Origin of the sequence: Methylobacterium sp. WL8, from assembly GCF_008040045.1 — a bacterium.
Taxonomy (GTDB): domain Bacteria; phylum Pseudomonadota; class Alphaproteobacteria; order Rhizobiales; family Beijerinckiaceae; genus Methylobacterium; species Methylobacterium cerastii.
Window position 1 is genome coordinate 38,035 of the sequence record NZ_VRVF01000014.1, and the last position, 16,086, is coordinate 54,120.

Annotated in this window: 19 protein-coding genes and 1 pseudogene; 8 read left to right on the top strand and 12 right to left on the bottom strand. The window is 69.5% G+C overall.

What is annotated here, in order from left to right:
• Window positions 1-44: 44 nt before the first annotated feature.
• Window positions 45-461 (bottom strand): DUF3597 domain-containing protein, encoded by a 417-nt coding sequence (locus FV234_RS07690; RefSeq protein WP_147828617.1) that lies wholly within the window; start codon window positions 459-461, stop codon window positions 45-47.
• Between the two features lie 92 nt (window positions 462-553).
• The gene (locus FV234_RS26120) at window positions 554-724 is read right to left on the bottom strand and encodes a hypothetical protein (RefSeq protein ID WP_187273615.1); all 171 of its coding nucleotides are present in this window, start codon (window positions 722-724) and stop codon (window positions 554-556) included.
• A 317-nt stretch (window positions 725-1,041) separates the two neighbouring features.
• On the opposite strand from FV234_RS26120, the gene FV234_RS07695 reads away from it, so the two are divergent.
• Genes FV234_RS07695 through FV234_RS07705 form a run of 3 tightly spaced genes read left to right on the top strand, consistent with a single transcriptional unit; the run spans window position 1,042 to window position 3,597 of the window.
• A complete protein-coding gene (locus FV234_RS07695) occupies window positions 1,042-2,067 on the top strand; it encodes an ABC transporter substrate-binding protein (protein ID WP_147828618.1) in 1,026 nt (341 codons plus the stop codon).
• The gene (locus FV234_RS07700) at window positions 2,064-2,816 is read left to right on the top strand and encodes an ABC transporter permease (protein WP_147828643.1); all 753 of its coding nucleotides are present in this window, start codon (window positions 2,064-2,066) and stop codon (window positions 2,814-2,816) included. Before FV234_RS07695 ends, FV234_RS07700 begins: the two co-directional genes overlap by 4 nt.
• 4 nt (window positions 2,817-2,820) lie before the next feature.
• Complete coding sequence (locus tag FV234_RS07705; RefSeq protein WP_147828619.1) at window positions 2,821-3,597, top strand: ABC transporter ATP-binding protein; 777 nt, start codon at window positions 2,821-2,823, stop codon at window positions 3,595-3,597.
• A 114-nt stretch (window positions 3,598-3,711) separates the two neighbouring features.
• On the opposite strand, the gene FV234_RS07710 is transcribed toward FV234_RS07705, so the two are convergent.
• The 4 genes from FV234_RS07710 to FV234_RS07725 form a co-directional block, all read right to left on the bottom strand.
• Window positions 3,712-3,966 (bottom strand): hypothetical protein, encoded by a 255-nt coding sequence (locus FV234_RS07710; protein ID WP_147828620.1) that lies wholly within the window; start codon window positions 3,964-3,966, stop codon window positions 3,712-3,714.
• Between the two features lie 179 nt (window positions 3,967-4,145).
• Window positions 4,146-4,424 carry a hypothetical protein gene (locus tag FV234_RS07715; RefSeq protein WP_147828644.1) on the bottom strand — a complete coding sequence of 93 codons (279 nt, stop codon included), beginning with the start codon at window positions 4,422-4,424 and terminating at the stop codon, window positions 4,146-4,148.
• Window positions 4,425-4,440: 16 nt separating this feature from the next.
• The gene (locus FV234_RS07720) at window positions 4,441-4,626 is read right to left on the bottom strand and encodes a hypothetical protein (RefSeq protein WP_147750950.1); all 186 of its coding nucleotides are present in this window, start codon (window positions 4,624-4,626) and stop codon (window positions 4,441-4,443) included.
• 464 nt (window positions 4,627-5,090) lie between these two features.
• Entirely contained in the window at window positions 5,091-5,375 is a 285-nt protein-coding gene (locus FV234_RS07725) for a hypothetical protein (RefSeq protein WP_147750949.1), read from the bottom strand.
• Window positions 5,376-5,671: 296 nt separating this feature from the next.
• Here FV234_RS07725 and FV234_RS07730 point away from each other — a divergent pair.
• Window positions 5,672-5,845 (top strand): annotated as a pseudogene (locus FV234_RS07730) (SRPBCC domain-containing protein); the annotation flags it as partial.
• An 85-nt stretch (window positions 5,846-5,930) separates the two neighbouring features.
• Here the strand turns inward: FV234_RS07730 and FV234_RS07735 are convergent.
• Complete coding sequence (locus FV234_RS07735; RefSeq protein WP_147750947.1) at window positions 5,931-6,188, bottom strand: hypothetical protein; 258 nt, start codon at window positions 6,186-6,188, stop codon at window positions 5,931-5,933.
• A gap of 333 nt (window positions 6,189-6,521) precedes the next feature.
• Between FV234_RS07735 and FV234_RS07740 the strand changes: the two genes are divergently transcribed.
• Window positions 6,522-7,532 (top strand): NAD-dependent epimerase/dehydratase family protein, encoded by a 1,011-nt coding sequence (locus FV234_RS07740; RefSeq protein ID WP_147750946.1) that lies wholly within the window; start codon window positions 6,522-6,524, stop codon window positions 7,530-7,532.
• On the opposite strand, the gene FV234_RS07745 is transcribed toward FV234_RS07740, so the two are convergent.
• Both FV234_RS07745 and FV234_RS07750 read right to left on the bottom strand, forming a co-directional pair.
• On the bottom strand, window positions 7,529-7,894 hold the full coding sequence (locus FV234_RS07745; RefSeq protein WP_147828622.1) for a nuclear transport factor 2 family protein: 366 nt from the start codon (window positions 7,892-7,894) through the stop codon (window positions 7,529-7,531). The two genes, FV234_RS07740 and FV234_RS07745, sit on opposite strands and share 4 nt — an antisense overlap.
• A 44-nt stretch (window positions 7,895-7,938) precedes the next feature.
• Window positions 7,939-8,382, bottom strand: coding sequence for an OsmC family protein (locus FV234_RS07750; protein WP_147814925.1), 444 nt, complete (start codon window positions 8,380-8,382; stop codon window positions 7,939-7,941).
• Between the two features lie 366 nt (window positions 8,383-8,748).
• Here FV234_RS07750 and FV234_RS07755 point away from each other — a divergent pair, with 366 nt between their 5' ends.
• From FV234_RS07755 to FV234_RS07765, 3 genes are all read left to right on the top strand, one after another.
• Window positions 8,749-9,168 carry a PAS domain S-box protein gene (locus FV234_RS07755; RefSeq protein WP_147764254.1) on the top strand — a complete coding sequence of 140 codons (420 nt, stop codon included), beginning with the start codon at window positions 8,749-8,751 and terminating at the stop codon, window positions 9,166-9,168.
• 202 nt (window positions 9,169-9,370) lie between these two features.
• Entirely contained in the window at window positions 9,371-10,621 is a 1,251-nt protein-coding gene (frc, locus tag FV234_RS07760; protein WP_147764255.1) for a formyl-CoA transferase, read from the top strand.
• Between the two features lie 302 nt (window positions 10,622-10,923).
• Complete coding sequence (locus FV234_RS07765) at window positions 10,924-12,102, top strand: HPP family protein (protein WP_147828623.1); 1,179 nt, start codon at window positions 10,924-10,926, stop codon at window positions 12,100-12,102.
• 12 nt (window positions 12,103-12,114) lie between these two features.
• Here FV234_RS07765 and FV234_RS07770 read toward each other — a convergent pair whose 3' ends face one another.
• From FV234_RS07770 to oxlT, 3 genes are all read right to left on the bottom strand, one after another.
• Window positions 12,115-12,807, bottom strand: a complete 693-nt coding sequence (locus FV234_RS07770; protein ID WP_147750940.1) for an esterase — start codon at window positions 12,805-12,807, stop codon at window positions 12,115-12,117.
• Window positions 12,808-12,870: 63 nt separating this feature from the next.
• Complete coding sequence (oxc, locus tag FV234_RS07775) at window positions 12,871-14,607, bottom strand: oxalyl-CoA decarboxylase (RefSeq protein WP_238272489.1); 1,737 nt, start codon at window positions 14,605-14,607, stop codon at window positions 12,871-12,873.
• Between the two features lie 179 nt (window positions 14,608-14,786).
• Complete coding sequence (gene oxlT, locus FV234_RS07780) at window positions 14,787-16,073, bottom strand: oxalate/formate MFS antiporter (protein ID WP_147828625.1); 1,287 nt, start codon at window positions 16,071-16,073, stop codon at window positions 14,787-14,789.
• Window positions 16,074-16,086: the final 13 nt, after the last annotated feature.

Consider the following 16,086-nt stretch of genomic DNA (forward strand, 5'->3'; position numbering starts at 1 on the left):
GCCCGGCGCGACGGCCGGGCTTCGCTTCTGGTCCGAGGATGCGATCAGTCCTTGAGGTCGGCCGGCACCTTGCCGCCGTTCTCTTCGAGCTTCTTGATCACCTGCTTGTGCAGCCAGACGTTCATGGTCGCCGAATCGTCCTTGTCGCCGGTGTAGTGCAGCTCGTCGGCGAGCTGCTTGCGGGCGGTCAGGTTCGAATCGAGATCGAGGAGCTTCATCAGGTCCACGATCGAAGTGCGCCAGTTCAGCGTCTGGGAGTTCTTCTCGGCCATGCCGTTGAGCACGGCTTCGACGTCGACCTGGCCGCCCGAGGTGGAGGCCGACGGCGACGCGTCGGCCGTGGTGGAGGTCGAGGCCGGGCTGCTGGAGCCGCCGGCATCCGTGGTCGAGGGCGCGGCCGAGGACGAGGCCCCCCCGAACGGATGCAGGATCTTGCTGACGATGCTGCCGAGTAGGCTCATGAGATGGATTCCCTCGATCGATGCCGCGGAAGACGTGCCGCAGTCGCGGGACAACGGGGGCGGGACCGGCCTGTTCCAGTTGTGTTGCGTCCTCAGCGAAAGAACGGCAGGCCGACGCCGAGCAGCACAAGGCCGACGAGCAGGCAGATCCCGCTCCAGCGTTCCAGCATCGGTGCACGTTCGGCGTCGCGCTTCGACAATGCGGCGAGGCCGACGCCACAGGTCAGGCAGGTGAAGCACAGCATCGCGACGAGCATCGCCAAGTTGGATTTGTTACGTCGGCAAAGCAGTTAGATTACCAGAATCCGGATCGCAACGGCTTGCAGATCCATAAATATCGGCCTCACTTGATTTTGATGAGTACGCGTAGCGACTCTTGCACCTGACGGTTGAATTGACGGTTCAAGCGTCATGACGTTCCGACGTATGGTCGTGACCATGTGGTTACATCGATCATCTTGGGACGGTGGACGCCGCAAGGCCTGCGCATGAGACATGCGATTTGACCTTTCGCCGGCCTGTGGCATGGGAGCGGCGAACGCCGAACCCGTCGGTCCCCGAGCCCGGACCCTGAGAGCCCATGCGCTACCTCCCCCTCCGCCGTACGATCCTCGCCGCGGCCCTGTTCGCCCTCGGCGCGGGCGCCGCCCCGGCGCAGACCGCGTTGGTCCCCGTCCGCATCGGCGTGATCCCGGTGATCGGTGCGGCGCCGATCTTCGTCGCCAACGGCGAAGGCTGGCTCGAGGCCGCCGGGCTCAAGCCCGGCTTCACCACCTTCGAGTCCGGCCCGAACATGATTCAGGCGCTGGCGTCGGGCACCATCGACGTCTACGTCGCCGGCATCGCGCCGCTGGCCGTGGCGCGCACCAAGAACATCGACGTGCGCGTGGTCGCCGCGACCGCGGTCGAGGAGATGGTGTTCGTCGCCGGCCCCAAGCTCGCACCCTACTTCGCGGCCACCGCCGACAAGGCGGAGGCGTTCCGCCGCTACCGCGAGAAGGAGGGCCGCGCCGCCCGCCTCGCGACCCAGCCGCCGGGCTCGGTGCCGAACACGACGCTGCAGCACTGGCTCTGGCAGGTGGCCAAGACCGACAAGGCGAACGCCGACGTCGTCGCCATGGGCATCGACGCGACGCAGCAGGCGCTGCTCGCCGGCGCGGTGGACGGCGCCTCGATCCGCGAGCCGGCGCTAACGATCGTCCAACAGCGCAACCCGGCGATCACGCTGATCGCCACCGGTGCCGAGATGTTCCCCGATCAGCCCGGCACCGTCGTCGCCGTCTCCGGCGCCTTCGCCGACCGCAACCCGGCCGCCGTGCAAGGGCTCGTGGATGCGCTGGTGAAGGCGACCGACCTGCTCAAGACCGATCCGGCGCGCGCCGCGCCGCCGGTCGAGAAGGCGCTCGGCAAGGGCATTACCGACCTCGCCACCATCCGGAAGGCGCTCTCCTCGCCGGCGGCGAAGTTCACCGCCGACCCGCGCGTGATCATCGAGGCCACGAAGAAGATGCAGGCCTACCAGGTGAGCATCGGCACCCTCGACAAGGACGTGCCGATGGACGGCCTGTTCGTGCCGGGCTTCTACGAGAAGGCGGTCGCGCGCTGACCTTCCTCCGCTCGATCCTGCTGTCGGCCGCGGGGCTCGCCGCCTTCCTGCTCGTCTGGGAGGCCGCGCCGCGGCTCGGGCTGATCAATCCGGCCTTCTTGCCGCCGCCGACCACGATCCCGGCCGCGTTCCTGCGCGAGATCGAGCTCGGCGTCTGGTTCGAGGCGGTGGCGTCGAGCCTCAGCCACTACCTCGTGGGGCTCGCGGTCGGCGCCGGCGCCGGGATCGCCCTGGGGCTCGTCGGCGGCATGTCGCGGACCTTCGAGTCGGCGACCGCCTGGGTGGTGCGCCTGCTCCGGCCAATCCCCGGCCTCGCCTGGGTGCCCTTCGCCATCATCTGGTTCGGGGTCGAGCCCTCGGCCGCCGTGTTCATCATCGCCATCGGAGTGTTCTGGATCGTGTTCTTCGCGACGCAGGGCGCCGTGCGCGGCGTCGACCGCGACCTGATCGAGGTGGCGCAGGCCTTCGGCTTCCGCTCGGCCCCCGCTCGGCTGACCAAGATTCTGCTGCCCGCGGCGACGCCGGGCATCCTCGTCGGCCTGCGCACGGCCCTGGGCCAGGCCTGGATGGCGGTGGTCGCGGCCGAGATCTTCGGCGTGCCCGGCGTCGGGCAGCGGATGATGCAGGCCTCGAGCCTGCTCTCGACCGACATTGTGGTGGTCTACATGCTGACCATGGCCGGGCTCTACGGGCTGTTCGATTCCGCCTTCGTCGCCCTGCAGGGCTGGCTCCTGCGTTGGCGGGCCTGAGCGCATGACAGCCGACACCGCCCCGCACGCCCCGATCGTCGCCTTCCGTGGCCTCAGCCTCGCCTACGAGCGCGCGGGCACGCGCAACGTCATCCTGTCGAACCTCGACCTCACGGTCGCGCGCGGCGAGTTCCTGGTGATCGTCGGCGAATCCGGCGTCGGCAAGTCGACGCTCCTGCGGGTGCTGATCGGGCTCGCCGCGCCGAGTTCCGGCACCGTCGACCTTGCGACGCGCCCCGGGTGCCGCACCCCGATGGCCCTGGTGTTCCAGGATGCGCGCCTGCTGCCGTGGCGGCCCGTCATCGACAACGTGGCGTTCGGCCTCGAGAACAGCGGCCTGTCGCGTGCCGAGCGTCGCGCCAAGGCCGGCGAGATGCTGGCCCTCGTCGGGCTCGGCGACCTCGCTCAGCGCTGGCCGCACCAGCTCTCGGGCGGGCAGCGCCAGCGCGTCGCCATCGCCCGCGCCCTCGCGGTCGACCCCGACGTTCTGCTGATGGACGAGCCGTTCTCGGCGCTCGACAGCTTCACCCGCGAAGGCCTGCAGGACGAGGTGCAGCGCATCCAGGCCGCCACCGGCAAGACGGTGCTGTTCGTGACCCACGACATCGACGAGGCGGTGACCCTGGCCGACCGGGTGGTTGTGCTCGCCGGCAAGCCCGGCCGCGTGGCGGCGGAGGTGCGCATCGACCTGCCGCGTCCGCGGCGGCGGCGCGACGGCGCGCTGCTGGAGGCGGCCCGGCGCCTGCGCGGCGAGCTGTCCCGCGACTCGGCGGAACTCTAACGGAAGCGTCAGAACCAACCTCGGTGAGCCCGGCTCAGCGAGGTTCGACCCCCGCGACTGCGAGGCGGTGGTCGACCGCCGCACCTCATGGGTTATGACCCATGAGATTTGGTATCAGTTGTCCGAATAGGCCCGCATCATCTCGACGATGCGGGCTCGTACCTCCGGGTCCCCGACCCGCAGGAACGCCGCCAGCATCGCGTCGCATTCGGCCGCATTGGGAGTCAGTGCGTCCGAGACCGGTGGCTCGTGCCGGTAGAAGTCCGAGACCGGGATCGCGAGCACGGCAGCGATCTTGCCCAGGATCTGCTGGCTGGCCGCCGAACGCGAGCCATCCTGCATCAGACGCGAGGTTGCCGGGTCCGTCATCGGTTCGTGCCGTCCAGTCTACCTGCCTGCGGTCGGCCCGGCACGTGTATGCGAGCGAACCGGTTGGTCAAATCGGTATTTACGCAAATCGTTGCATGCGCAACGACTAGTTTCAACCATGCGTAGAAAATACGATCGGTGATCCCAGGCACCTCGACGTCCCACGCGGCGCGACGCCATCACGCCAGCGTCGCCGACACCGCCAACCAGACCAAAGCGACCGCTCCGAGGATGCGCCGCCAGGGGTTCACCCCGCGCAGAACTTCGTCGGCGGCCCACCACCCGAGCGCCGCGCCCGCCCCGATCCGCAACCAGAAGTCCGGCCGACCTTGCGGAACGAGGACCCAGCGCACGATCGAGAACCCAAAAAACAACCAGAGCGGGAGATTGGGCCATTGTCCAATCACGAACGCGCCGGTTCGCCGGTCGCGGAACGTCCAGTCCACGGCGCGGCGCAGGGCCGACACGGCCCGCTCAGACCTTGTCGGTGCCCTCGGCCTGGCGGAGCGGCGCGCAGATCTGCGGGCTGACCTTGTCGAGGTGTACGCAGGCGTTGTCGCGGTACCAGGCGCGCAGGCCGGGCTGGGTCGGCGCGACGTACATCGCGACGAGAACGAAGCCGCCGGCGAGCACGATGAGGGTGAGGAGAAGGTTGCGCATTACGGGGGCTCCGATCGGACGGGCCGCCGGGCGACGGGTCGTCCAGGCAAAAGGCCCGTTCGCCGGAAAGGGCGCGGGCCGGGCGGTCGCCAGGTTAGCCCGACGACGGGTCCTGTTCCGCCCGCACAACGGTCAGGGCGCGCCCGGGTTCCGATCCGCGGCGGCGCCGAGGTCATGGTTACCGCCGGCGCGAGCTTCGCGTGCGGTCTTAACGAAGCGTGAAGCGCGTTTCCGGGAAATCCGGGAGGGCCGGTTAAGAAAGCCTGAAACGATTCGCTCGAATGCGCCGGACGACGGATGGTGGGGCGACCGGGCGACGTCCGGCCCCTTCCCGAGACACCATCAGGCGACGGCCATGACCGAGACGTTCGACGACCTCAAGTTCCTGATGAGCCTCGCCTTCGTGGTCTTCGGCGGCTTCGGGCTCGACGCGCTCCTGCGCTGAGCGCGCGGCGCTGGGTCGATCAGCGCGCCGCGGCCCCGTAGGCGCTGCGCAGGGCGAGCAGGGCGTCGGAGGGACCGATGGCGCTCATCGGTCGCGCGGTCGGACCGAGGCGGATCTCCGGCGCGGGGCGGGCCTCGGCGACGACCTTCACCTTCGGCGCATCCGGGACCTGTCCGGATCGCAGGAAGCGGGCGAGTTCGGCGGCCTTGGCGCGCTGCTCGGCGTGAAGCAGCCGCAGGGCCACCACGATCCCGATCGCCCCGGCGCCTTCGAAACAGGCGGCGATCACGTAGCCGGGCGCCATGGTCGTCACTCCTTGGAGAGTTGCCGGGGCGCATGCGGAGGGCGCCGCCGTTCCGCGACGGGTTCTCGGCGGTCATGGTTACCGCCATGTTAACCGCCGGCGGTGTCGCTCCCGGTTCCGGATTTCGTGATGGCAGCGGGCAATGGTCGCCCTCGAGGCCGGCGGTTGGATCGCCTCGATCGCCGCTGCGTCCGTCCGGTTTGAAACCAGTCGGAGCCCCCGTCACGGTGACACCTTGAGATTCGCATGACTGAGCCGACGCTTCCCTGACGCCGTCTCCGAGCGCGACCTCGGCCAAGCCGTTCATGACGCTGGTCGTCGCCTTCGTGCCGGAAGCGGGCGGGTGCCGCTACACCGCCGTCGCCCGGCACTGGAGCGTGGCCAACCGCGACGCGCACGAGGCGATGGGGTTCCACCAGGGCTGGGGCATCTGCGCCGACCAGTTCGCGGCGCTCGCCCAAACCCCCTGAAGGCTCGCATCGAGACCGAAAAAAGGAAAAAAGGCCGCCCTCGCAGGCGGCCCTCCTTTCGACCGGCGAACCGATCGTACGCCGATCACATGCGGTGACGGCGGTGATGCATCATGCGGTGGCGCCGCTGGTGACGCATCATCGGCCGGCCCATTGGCCGCATGCCGGGGCGCATCGCCGGATCCATGTCGGGCGTGCCGCCCGGCGCACCCATCGCGCGCTCCATGCCGGCGCGCGGGCCGCCGGCCTGGGGGCCGGACCGGTTGTAGGGGGAGTTCCCCTGGGCGAAGGCGGTCGCGGACAGGAGGGTCAGCGACGCGGCGATCAGGAACACTTTCTTCATGGGGAAGTCCTTGGGTCGTCTGTAGGGGCGGAACACCCGCCTCGAACGGCGCCGCAGCCCGATGCGGCGTCGGCGTACGCTGGTGAACTTCGGCCGTCGCGCAGGGGTTCCCCCTCAGGCACGGATTCCGCGCGCAACGGCACGCGTTCGTGCGGACTCCGCTCACTCCCGGTACCCCGCCTCGGTAGTCAGCATCCGCGGCGACGGGCCGGCCGAGGTCTTCCCCCCCGTCCGCGCAGCAGGCCGCCCCGGCTGCGCGCCCGCATCCACCGCACCGGCAAAATGGGCTAGGGACATGGGGCTGCGGAACGCCGGGGCGCGAGGGAGACGCTGATGGATCCGGTACTGATCACGGGGGCCGCCGGGTTCATCGGGTATCACGTGGCCGAGCGCTACCTCGCGGCCGGGCGCCCGGTCGTCGGCATCGACGACCTCAACGCCTACTACGACGTCGGCCTCAAGCAGGCGCGGCTGGCCCGGCTCGAAGGCCGTCCCGGCTTCCGCTTCCTGCGGCTCGACATCGCCGACGCCGCGGCCGTCGACGCGCTGTTCTCCGAGCACCGGTTCAAGCGCGTGGTCCACCTCGCGGCGCAGGCGGGCGTGCGCTACTCGCTGGAGAACCCGCGCGCCTACGCCCGCAGCAACGTCGACGGGTTCCTGAACATCCTCGAAGGCTGCCGCCATCACGGCTGCGAGCACCTGGTCTACGCCTCGTCGAGCTCGGTCTACGGCGCGCTCACCAAGATGCCGTTCTCGGTCCACGACAACGTCGACCATCCGGTCAGCCTGTACGCGGCGACCAAGAAGGCGAACGAGCTGTTCGCGCATTCCTACAGCCACCTCTACCGGCTGCCGACCACGGGCCTGCGCTTCTTCACGGTCTACGGACCCTGGTACCGGCCCGACATGGCCCTGTTCCTGTTCACCCGGGCGATCCTGGCGGGCGAGCCGATCTCGGTGTTCAACAACGGGCTGATGCAGCGCGACTTCACCTACGTCGACGACGTGGTGGACGGCGTCGTGCGGGTGGCTGAGCGCATCGCCGCCCCGAACCCCGCCTGGGACGGCGTACGCCCCGATCCCGGCACGAGCCTCGCGCCCTACCGGATCTACAACGTCGGCAACAACCGGCCGGTGCAGCTTCTCCACCTGATCGACGTGCTGGAGGCGTGCCTCGGGGTGAAGGCGGTGCGCCGGATGCTGCCGATGCAGGCCGGCGACGTGCCGGCCACCTATGCCGACGTGGACGACCTCTCCGCCGCCGTTGGCTTTGCCCCCGCGACGCCGATCGAGGCCGGCGTCGAGCGGTTCGTGCGGTGGTACCGCGACTACTACCGCGCCTAACTCTCAGTCGGCTTGATCTTCAACTGGTCGATGACCCAGCGCCAGGTCCCGTCCGCCTGCTCGCGGGCGGTCTCGACCGAGAGCGTGCCGTCGGGCAGCCGCGCGAAGGTCATCGCGATCGAGCCGTTGCGTATGGGAGGCAGGATTTCGGCGGCCGGAAACTCTGAACGGCGGGCCAGCAGGTCCGCGTAGAAGGCGCGGATCTCGGCGTGCCCGGTGGCGACGACCCGTCCGGCGGCCAGCACCGCCTCCGACTCGTAGAGCGCGACGAGGCCTTCCACGTCGCCGGCGTTCGCGCGCTGGTTGAACAGGCGGGCCAGCGCCTCCGGCGCCTCGGCGCCTTCCCTGTGCATGTCCGACATGGCGGTTCCTTTCGTGATGGTCGGCGGGTTCTTCGAACCGCCGGTTAGGTCAGTTGCGCCCCGGTGCCGTCACGCACCGAGACGGCGATGGGAATGCCGAGCTTCACGCTCTCGGACACGGTGCAGAACCGCTGGAACTGATCCAGGACCCGGTCGATCCGCGGCATGTCGGCGGCGGTGGCGCCCAGGGTGATCCGCACGTCGACGCCGACGATCCGCAGACGTTCGTCGTCGTTGCGCCCGATGCGGCAGGTGGCCTCGGCCGAGACGCCGCCTCCGTCCTGGCGGAACTTGCCCAATGCGAAGACGAGGCTGGCGCACAGGCAGTTCGCGACGCCGGCGATCAGCAACTGCTCCGGGTGCGGCCCGGTCCCACCGCCGATCGGCTCCGCCTCGTCGACCCGCAGGGCCGGCAGGGCCTTACTGAAATCCACGCTGAAGACGTAGTCGCCGACCTGCGTGATCGTGATGCTCGGCGCCGCCGTCATCCCGCGTCCTCCCCACCCTGCCGAATGCCCGGACTCGCCCCGCGTTCCGGCCCCTCCTCTGACAGACTTGCCCCTGACAGATCCGCGATTTGAAACCGAAGCGCCGCCGGGCCGGCTCCGCATGCCTTGACGCGATTTCCGCTCTGGCATACCACATACCATATAAGGAATCGAGCCGAGGCCGGATCGTTCTCAACGATCGCGAGCCCCGCCCGCCTCCGCCGCAGGGAGAGCTTCCATGCCTGGCCGAATTCCCGACCGCTGATCCCGCCTTCCGCTCGCGGCCGTCATCCCCCGCGGGTCGCGCGACCGACGACCTCGCCCACCGGCGGCGGACGACGGGTCCTGGAACGATGAGCGTCTTGCATGTCTCGGGCGATCGACTTCGAACAACTGGTCTCGAATGCCGGCGACGCGATCGTGGTCTCCGACGCCGACGGCGCGATCGTCGTGTGGAACGCCGCGGCGGAGCGCATCTTCGGGTTCACGCCGGAGGAGGCGATCGGGCGCACTCTCGACCTGATCACGCCCGACCGGCACCGCCAGCGCCACTGGGACGGCTACCACAAGACCATGCGGACGGGGGTGACGCGCTACGGCGCCGAGGTGCTGCGCGTGCCGGCCCTACACAAGGACGGTCGTTCGCTATCGATCGCGTTCACCGTGAGCATGCTGTTCGACGCGGACGAGACCGTCACCGGCATCACCGCCGTGATCCGCGACGAGACCGAACGCTGGAACGCGGAGCGGGCGATGCGCCGCCGCATCGCCGAGCTCGAAGCCTGAGCAATCATCAAGATCTCCCGTCGGAAACGGGCAACGAATTCAAGGTCAAGGCCGGTTTTCGCAAGCGAGAGCAGATCCGGCCGAGAGCAACGTGACCGCCGACCGAGGCTCCGAAGATGAGCCCGGCCTTCGATCACCGAGTGCGTCACCGATCCAGGATCGGCGTCGCCATCCGTCCACGCGAAGAGAGGAAAAGCCGACGATGAGCAAGCCACTCGAGGGGATCAAGATCATCGACTTCACCCACGTCCAGGCCGGTCCGGCCTGCACGCAGCTTCTGGCCTGGTTCGGGGCCGACGTGATCAAGGTCGAGCGCCCCGGCTCCGGCGACGTCACCCGCAACCAGCTGCGCCACGTCGAGGGCGCGGATGCGCTCTACTTCACGATGTTGAACTCCAACAAGCGTTCGCTGACGCTGGACACCAAGACCCCCGAGGGCAAGCAGGTCCTGGAGAAGCTGATCGCCGAGTCCGACGTGCTCGTCGAGAACTTCGGCCCCGGCGCCTTGGACCGGATGGGCTTCTCCTGGCCGCGGATCAACGAGCTCAACCCGGGCATGATCGTCGCCTCGGTGAAGGGCTTCTCCGACGGCCACCACTACGAGGACCTGAAGGTCTACGAGAACGTGGCCCAATGCGCGGGCGGGGCCGCCTCCACCACCGGCTTCTGGGACGGGCCGCCCACCGTCAGCGCCGCGGCGCTCGGGGATTCCAACACCGGCATGCACCTGGCCATCGGCATCCTCACGGCGCTCCACCAGAAGAACAAGACCGGCAAGGGCCAAAAGGTCGCCGTGTCGATGCAGGATTCAGTGCTGAACCTCTGCCGCGTGAAGCTGCGCGACCAGCAGCGCCTCGATGCGCTCGGCTACCTGGAGGAATACCCGCAATACCCGCACGGCACGTTCACGGACGTGGTGCCGCGCGGCGGCAACGCCGGCGGCGGCGGCCAGCCCGGCTGGGTATTGAAGTGCAAGGGCTGGGAGACCGACCCGAACGCCTACATCTACTTCACGATCCAGGGCCATGCCTGGGCGCCGATCTGCCGGGCGATCGGCAAGGACGCGTGGATCGACGATCCGGCCTACAAGACCGCGTCCGCCCGCCAGGACAAGATCATGGACATCTTCGGCACGATCGAGGAATGGCTCGCCGACAAGACCAAGTTCGAGGCGGTCGACATCCTGCGCAAGTTCGACATCCCCTGCGCGCCGGTGATGTCGATGAAGGAGATCTCTGTCGATCCGAGCCTTCGCGCCAGCGGCACGGTCGTCGAGGTGCCTCACCCCCATCTCGGCTCGTACCTGACGGTCGGAAGCCCGATCAAGTTCTCGGACATGACCGTCGAGATCAAGTCGTCGCCGCTGCTGGGCGAGCACACCGACGAGGTGCTGGTCGACCTCGGCTACACCCAGCAGCAGATCGAGGAGCTGCACCAGGCCCGCGCGGTCTGATCGGTTCGACGATCTAGCGAAGCCGCTTCCGGCCCGAAAAGGCACCGGGGCGGCTTCCGTCATATCCATTGCTGCTGCTTCGGAGCTATCAAATTGATCGCGCGAAGCACCGACCGGCCCCCTCTCCCAGGGGGAGAGGGTTGGGGTGAGGGGCGTGACCTAACCGGACATGTCACGCCCCTCATCCTGTCCTTCCCCCCTGGGAGAAGGAACCCGCGCTTGATCCTGCCGGCGGTGCGACGACGGCGGCCTTCGCGGGTGTCGGAATGGCGCGTCCCTAAAACACGCGAAGGCTCGGATCCATGCAGCCACTTTGGCGCCGGTTCGTTCCGGCGGCGACGCCGCTCAGCCTGCGGGAACGCGCCCGCTCGGCGCTCGGCGCAATGCTCGGCATCCTCGTCACCGGGGCGCTCGCGGCCTGGGCATTGGGGCCGACCACCGCCCTGCCCTTCCTGATCGCGCCGATGGGCGCCTCCGCGGTGCTGCTGTTCGCCGTGCCCGCGAGCCCGCTGGCGCAGCCCTGGTCGATCGTCGGCGGAAACCTCGTGGCGGCCCTCGTCGGCGTGAGCGTCGCGGCGCTCGTGCACGATCCGATCCTGGCGGCGGCGCTGGCCATCGCAGGAGCCGTCGGGTCGATGATGGCGCTGCGCTGCGTCCACCCTCCGAGCGGCGCGGTCGCGCTCACCGCGGTGCTGGGCGGCCCGGCGATCCACGACCTCGGCTACGGCTTCGTGCTCTGGCCGGTCGGCGTGAACTCGTTGCTGCTGCTCGCCGCGGCGCTCCTCTTCAACAACCTCACCGGCCGCCCCTACCCGCATCCCGGCATCGCGCCCGCGCCCGGCCGCACCGATCCCGTCGCCGCGCCGCTGGGCTTCAGCGGCGAGGACCTCGATGCGGCGCTAGAAGACTTCGACCAGATCCTCGATGTCGGGCGCAGCGACCTCGAGGCGATCCTGCGGCAGGCGCAGCTCCGCGCCACCCGCCGTCGCTCGGGCCAGACGGACTGCGCCGCGATCATGACCCGCGACGTGGTGGCGATCGCCCCCCACGCGCCGCTGATGGATGCGCTCGCCCTTCTGCGCCGCCACCACATCAAGGTCCTGCCGGTGACCGACGAGAGTGCTCGCGTGGTCGGCATCGTCACGCAGACCGACCTCCTCGACAAGGCGGCGTGGGACCGACGCGGGCCGCGCCTTGGGCTCCTCCGCCGCCTGCGCCTGACCGCGGCCCGCGGGCGCGCCCCGCACGGCTCGGTCGAGGACATCATGACGAGCCCTGTCGTGACGCTGCGGCCGGACAGCCCGATCGGCGAGGTCGTGCTGCAGATGTCTGGGCTCGGCCTGCACCATCTGCCGGTGGTCGGGCCGGACGACCGCCTCGTCGGGATCGTCTCGCAGGGCGACCTCGTGGCGGCCCTGCTCACCGACGCCACGCGGCACCAGGCCGAGGTGCCGACGCCGCGGATGCTGGCGCCGGCCTGATCCGAGGGGGCGTCAGGCTGGGTTCGGCACGTCGAGGAAGAAGGCGACGGCCTGCGCCACCACCGCCGGGTCGTAGGCGTGGGGGCCGTCGTACTCGACGTAGGTGGTGTCGTAGCCGGCCCGTTCGAGCTGCGCGGCATGGCTGCGGCCGCCATGCGCGACCGCGATCTGCGCGTCCCGGGTGCCGTGCGAGACGAAGACCCGCGGCGCCCCGGTCTGGACCTGCACGCTCAGGAAGCCGGCGGACGAGGCGATGACGTGGGTGACGACGTCCCCGTTGGTCAGCCCCGAGGACAGGGCGTAGCTACCGCCGTCCGAATGGCCGGCGAAGGCCAGATGCGACGGATCGAGCAGGAAGCGCGATCCGACCTCGGAGAGCGCGGCTTCGAGGCGCTCGCGGTCGGGACCGTGGCCGGCGATGACGAGGTCCCAGGTCGGGAACAGCGATTGCGGGGCCAGCAGCAGGAACCCGCGCGCCTCCGCGTGGGCTTCCAGCATCGGCAGGATCTTCTCCGCGCCGCCCCCGCCGCCGTGGAACAGCACCGCCAATGGCGTGGCCCTTCGCGGGTCGATCCGGGCCGGCACGTGGAGGATCGCGTCGCGCTCCGGAAACAGCCCGAGCGGGTGACGCCCCGGCGGTAGCGGCGGCTTCACGGGGAGCCGGTGCGCGAAGGCGATGCGGCCGACGAGGCGCGGATCGATCATCGCGTCGGCTCCCATGGTCGCGGGAGGGCGGCGACCGCCCTCCCGCTCTTCGCCCGGCTGCACTTACTTCCGCTTCACGGTGCTCTGCGGGTTGAGGCTGCCGATGTTGCCGCTCTCGGTGCCCGCAGAGGGATCGATCACCGCGTTGATCAGGGTCGGACGACCCGAATCCATCGCCGCGTTGACCGCCTCGCGGAGCGCATCCGGCGTCGTGACGTTGACGCCGACGCCGCCGAAGGCCTCCATCATCTTGTCGTAGCGCGCGTCCTTCACGAACACGGTCGGCGCCACGTCGGCCGCGCCCGACGGGTTCACGTCGGTGCCGCGATAGATGCCGTTGTTGTTGAACACCACGATGCAGACCGGCAGGTCGTACCGGCAGATCGTCTCGACCTCCATGCCGGAGAAGCCGAAGGCCGAGTCGCCCTCGACCGCGAGCACCGGCTTGCCGGTCTCGACGGCCGCCGCCACGGCGAAGCCCATGCCGATGCCCATGATGCCCCAGGTGCCGACGTCGAGGCGCTTGCGCGGCTGGTACATGTCGATGACGCCGCGGGCGAGATCGAGGGTGTTGGCGCCCTCGTTGACGAGGATCGCGTCGGGGCGCTCCTTGATGATCGTGCGCAGCACGCCGAGCGCGCCGTGGAAGTCCATCGGGATCGAGTTCTTCAGGAGGCGCTGGCCCATCTTGGCGATGTTGGCGTCCTTCTTCGCCTTGATCGTCTCGGTCCAGGCCGCGGGCGGCGCCGGCCAGCCGCCCTTCATCCCGTCGAGCAGCGCCGCGACGCAGGAGCCGATGTCGCCGACGACCGGCGCGACGATCTCGACGTTCGAATCCATCTCGCGCGGCTCGATGTCGATCTGGATGAACTTCTTGGAGCCCGGGGCGCCCCAGGTCTTGCCCTTGCCGTGCGAGAGCAGCCAGTTCAGCCGGGCGCCGACCAGGAGCACGACGTCGGCCTCCTTCAGCACCGTCGAGCGCGCGGCGCCGGCCGAGAGCGGGTGGGTGTCGGGCAGGAGGCCCTTGGCCATGCTCATCGGCACGTAGGGGATGCCGCTGGTCTCGACCAGCGCGCGGACCGCCTCGTCGGCCTGCGCGTAGGCGGCGCCCTTGCCGAGGATGATCAGGGGGCGCTCCGCGGTCTTCAGCACGGCCAGCGCCCGCGCGATCGCTTCCGGCGCCGGGATCTGGGCGGGCGCCGGGTCGATCACCTTGACCAGCGACTTCGCGCCGGCCTCGGCGTCCATCACCTGCGCGAAGAGCTTGGCCGGCAGGTCGAGGTAGACGCCGCCGGGACGGCCGGAGCAGGCGGCGCGGATCGCGCGGGCCACGCCGATGCCGATGTCGGCGGCGTGCAGCACGCGGAAGGCCGCCTTGCACAGGGGCTTGGCGATGGCGAGCTGGTCCATCTCCTCGTAGTCGCCCTGCTGCAGGTCGACGATCTCGCGCTCGGACGAGCCCGAGATCAGGATCATCGGGAAGCAGTTGGTGGTGGCGTTGGCCAAAGCCGTCAGGCCGTTGAGGAAGCCCGGCGCCGAGACCGTAAGGCAGATGCCCGGCTTCTTCGTGAGGAAGCCGGCGATCGCCGCCGCGTTGCCGGCATGCTGCTCGTGCCGGAACGAGATCACCCGGATGCCCTCGGCCTGGGCTAGGCGCCCGAGATCGGTGATCGGGATGCCCGGCACGCCGTAGATCGTGTTGATGTCGTTGAGCTTCAACGCGTCGATGACGAGGTGGAACCCGTCGGTCAGCGCAGGCTGGGTGTCGGCCTCGGCCATGTTCACGTCGGCGGTATGCATGTCGATGACTTGTGCGTGCGCGGGCATCTCGGCCTCCCGAATGGATGGTTGTTGGGCCTCTCCGAGGCTTGGGCCTCGGATGGCTGGTCGCAGGACACGCGCCATGGGGGTGTCGATGGGGCGGGTCGACGAGGCGGACGTCGGAGGCGGGGCGGGCGCGCGGCGCGGGCCCGCCGGTGTCAGGCGATCCGGATCGGCTCGGCCTTCGGCACGGACACGGTCTCGTCGAGGGCGAGGTAGCGCGCCCGCATCGGCTTGAGCACGAAGATCGCCAAAGCCGCCGCGGTGAGGTTCAGGGCGACGATCATGCCGAACACCGCGTACCAGCCGTAGGCGGCCGCCACGAGGCTGCCGAAGGGAACCAGGAACGAGGCCGTGCCCTTGGCGGTGTAGAGCAGGCCGGCGTTGCTGGTGGCGAACTTCGAGCCGAAGGTGTCGCCGCAGGTGGCGGGGAACAGCGAGTAGATCTCGCCGAACACGCCGAAGTACAGGGCGGTCGCCAGCACGAACACCGTCGGGATGGTGCCGTAGCTGAGCAGCAGCAGCACCGCGACCGCCGCGGTCGAGAACGCGATGAACATCGTGTTTTCGCGCCCGATCTGGTCGGAGACCCAGCCGAAGAACGGGCGCCCGAACCCGTCGAAGATCCGGTCGAGCGAGATCGCCAGGGTCAGCGTCGCCATCGTCAGGCCGAGCATGCTCACCGGCACGTCGGCGACGTGGAAGTCGTGGGCGATCGGCGCGATCTGCGCCGCCGCCATCAGGCCGCCGGCGGCGACCATCACGAACATCGCGTACATCACCCAGAAGACCGGGGTGCGCACGGTCTCGCTCGGGGTGCGGTCGACCTTGCTCTGGGGCAGGTTGTGGCGCTTGCGCTGCACCGGGGCCGCGCTCCTCGGCTTGCGCAGGAACACCGAGAGGAACACCACCACCGCGCCCTGGATCAGGCCGAAGGTGAGGAACGCGCTCTGGTAGCCGCTCGACGCGATCATCTTCGCGATCGGCACCACCGTGATCGCGGCGCCCGCGCCGAACCCGGCGGCGGTGGCGCCGGCGGCGAGGCCCCGGCGATCCGGGAACCACTTCAGCGCGTTGCCGACGCAGGTGCCGTAGACCGACCCGGCGCCGATGCCGCCGACCACCGCGCCGAGGTAGAGCATCGGCAGCGAGCCGGCATAGGCGTTGATCACCCAGGCCAGCGCGATCATCACGCCGCCGAAGGCGACGACGATCTTGGGTCCGTAATTGTCGACGAACCAGGCCTCGACCGGGACCAGCCAGGTCTCGGTGGCGACGAAGACGGTGAAGGCGAGCTGGATCGAGGCCCGGCCCCAATGATGCTGGGCATCGATCGGATCGACGAACAGCGTCCAGCCGTATTGGAGGTTGGCGATCATCGCCATGCAGAGCACGCCGAAGGCGAGCTGCCACCATTTCGCCGCAGGGGCGTCCTGACGTTCCATCCCGGTTTCCTCC

Bases quoted from the DNA above. Each gene is read 5' to 3' on its own strand.
- FV234_RS07765 (WP_147828623.1), top strand. From the start codon at position 10,924: ATGCAGCCACTTTGGCGCCGGTTCGTTCCGGCGGCGACGCCGCTCAGC.
- oxlT (WP_147828625.1), bottom strand. From the start codon at position 16,073: ATGGAACGTCAGGACGCCCCTGCGGCGAAATGGTGGCAGCTCGCCTTC.
- FV234_RS07710 (WP_147828620.1), bottom strand. From the start codon at position 3,966: ATGACGGACCCGGCAACCTCGCGTCTGATGCAGGATGGCTCGCGTTCG.
- FV234_RS07770 (WP_147750940.1), bottom strand. From the start codon at position 12,807: ATGATCGATCCGCGCCTCGTCGGCCGCATCGCCTTCGCGCACCGGCTC.
- frc (WP_147764255.1), top strand. From the start codon at position 9,371: ATGAGCAAGCCACTCGAGGGGATCAAGATCATCGACTTCACCCACGTC.
- FV234_RS07750 (WP_147814925.1), bottom strand. From the start codon at position 8,382: ATGACGGCGGCGCCGAGCATCACGATCACGCAGGTCGGCGACTACGTC.
- FV234_RS07755 (WP_147764254.1), top strand. From the start codon at position 8,749: ATGTCTCGGGCGATCGACTTCGAACAACTGGTCTCGAATGCCGGCGAC.
- FV234_RS07690 (WP_147828617.1), bottom strand. From the start codon at position 461: ATGAGCCTACTCGGCAGCATCGTCAGCAAGATCCTGCATCCGTTCGGG.
- FV234_RS07720 (WP_147750950.1), bottom strand. From the start codon at position 4,626: ATGCGCAACCTTCTCCTCACCCTCATCGTGCTCGCCGGCGGCTTCGTT.
- FV234_RS07745 (WP_147828622.1), bottom strand. From the start codon at position 7,894: ATGTCGGACATGCACAGGGAAGGCGCCGAGGCGCCGGAGGCGCTGGCC.
- FV234_RS07695 (WP_147828618.1), top strand. From the start codon at position 1,042: ATGCGCTACCTCCCCCTCCGCCGTACGATCCTCGCCGCGGCCCTGTTC.
- FV234_RS07705 (WP_147828619.1), top strand. From the start codon at position 2,821: ATGACAGCCGACACCGCCCCGCACGCCCCGATCGTCGCCTTCCGTGGC.
- FV234_RS07740 (WP_147750946.1), top strand. From the start codon at position 6,522: ATGGATCCGGTACTGATCACGGGGGCCGCCGGGTTCATCGGGTATCAC.
- oxc (WP_238272489.1), bottom strand. From the start codon at position 14,607: ATGCATACCGCCGACGTGAACATGGCCGAGGCCGACACCCAGCCTGCG.
- FV234_RS07735 (WP_147750947.1), bottom strand. From the start codon at position 6,188: ATGAAGAAAGTGTTCCTGATCGCCGCGTCGCTGACCCTCCTGTCCGCG.
- FV234_RS07725 (WP_147750949.1), bottom strand. From the start codon at position 5,375: ATGGCGCCCGGCTACGTGATCGCCGCCTGTTTCGAAGGCGCCGGGGCG.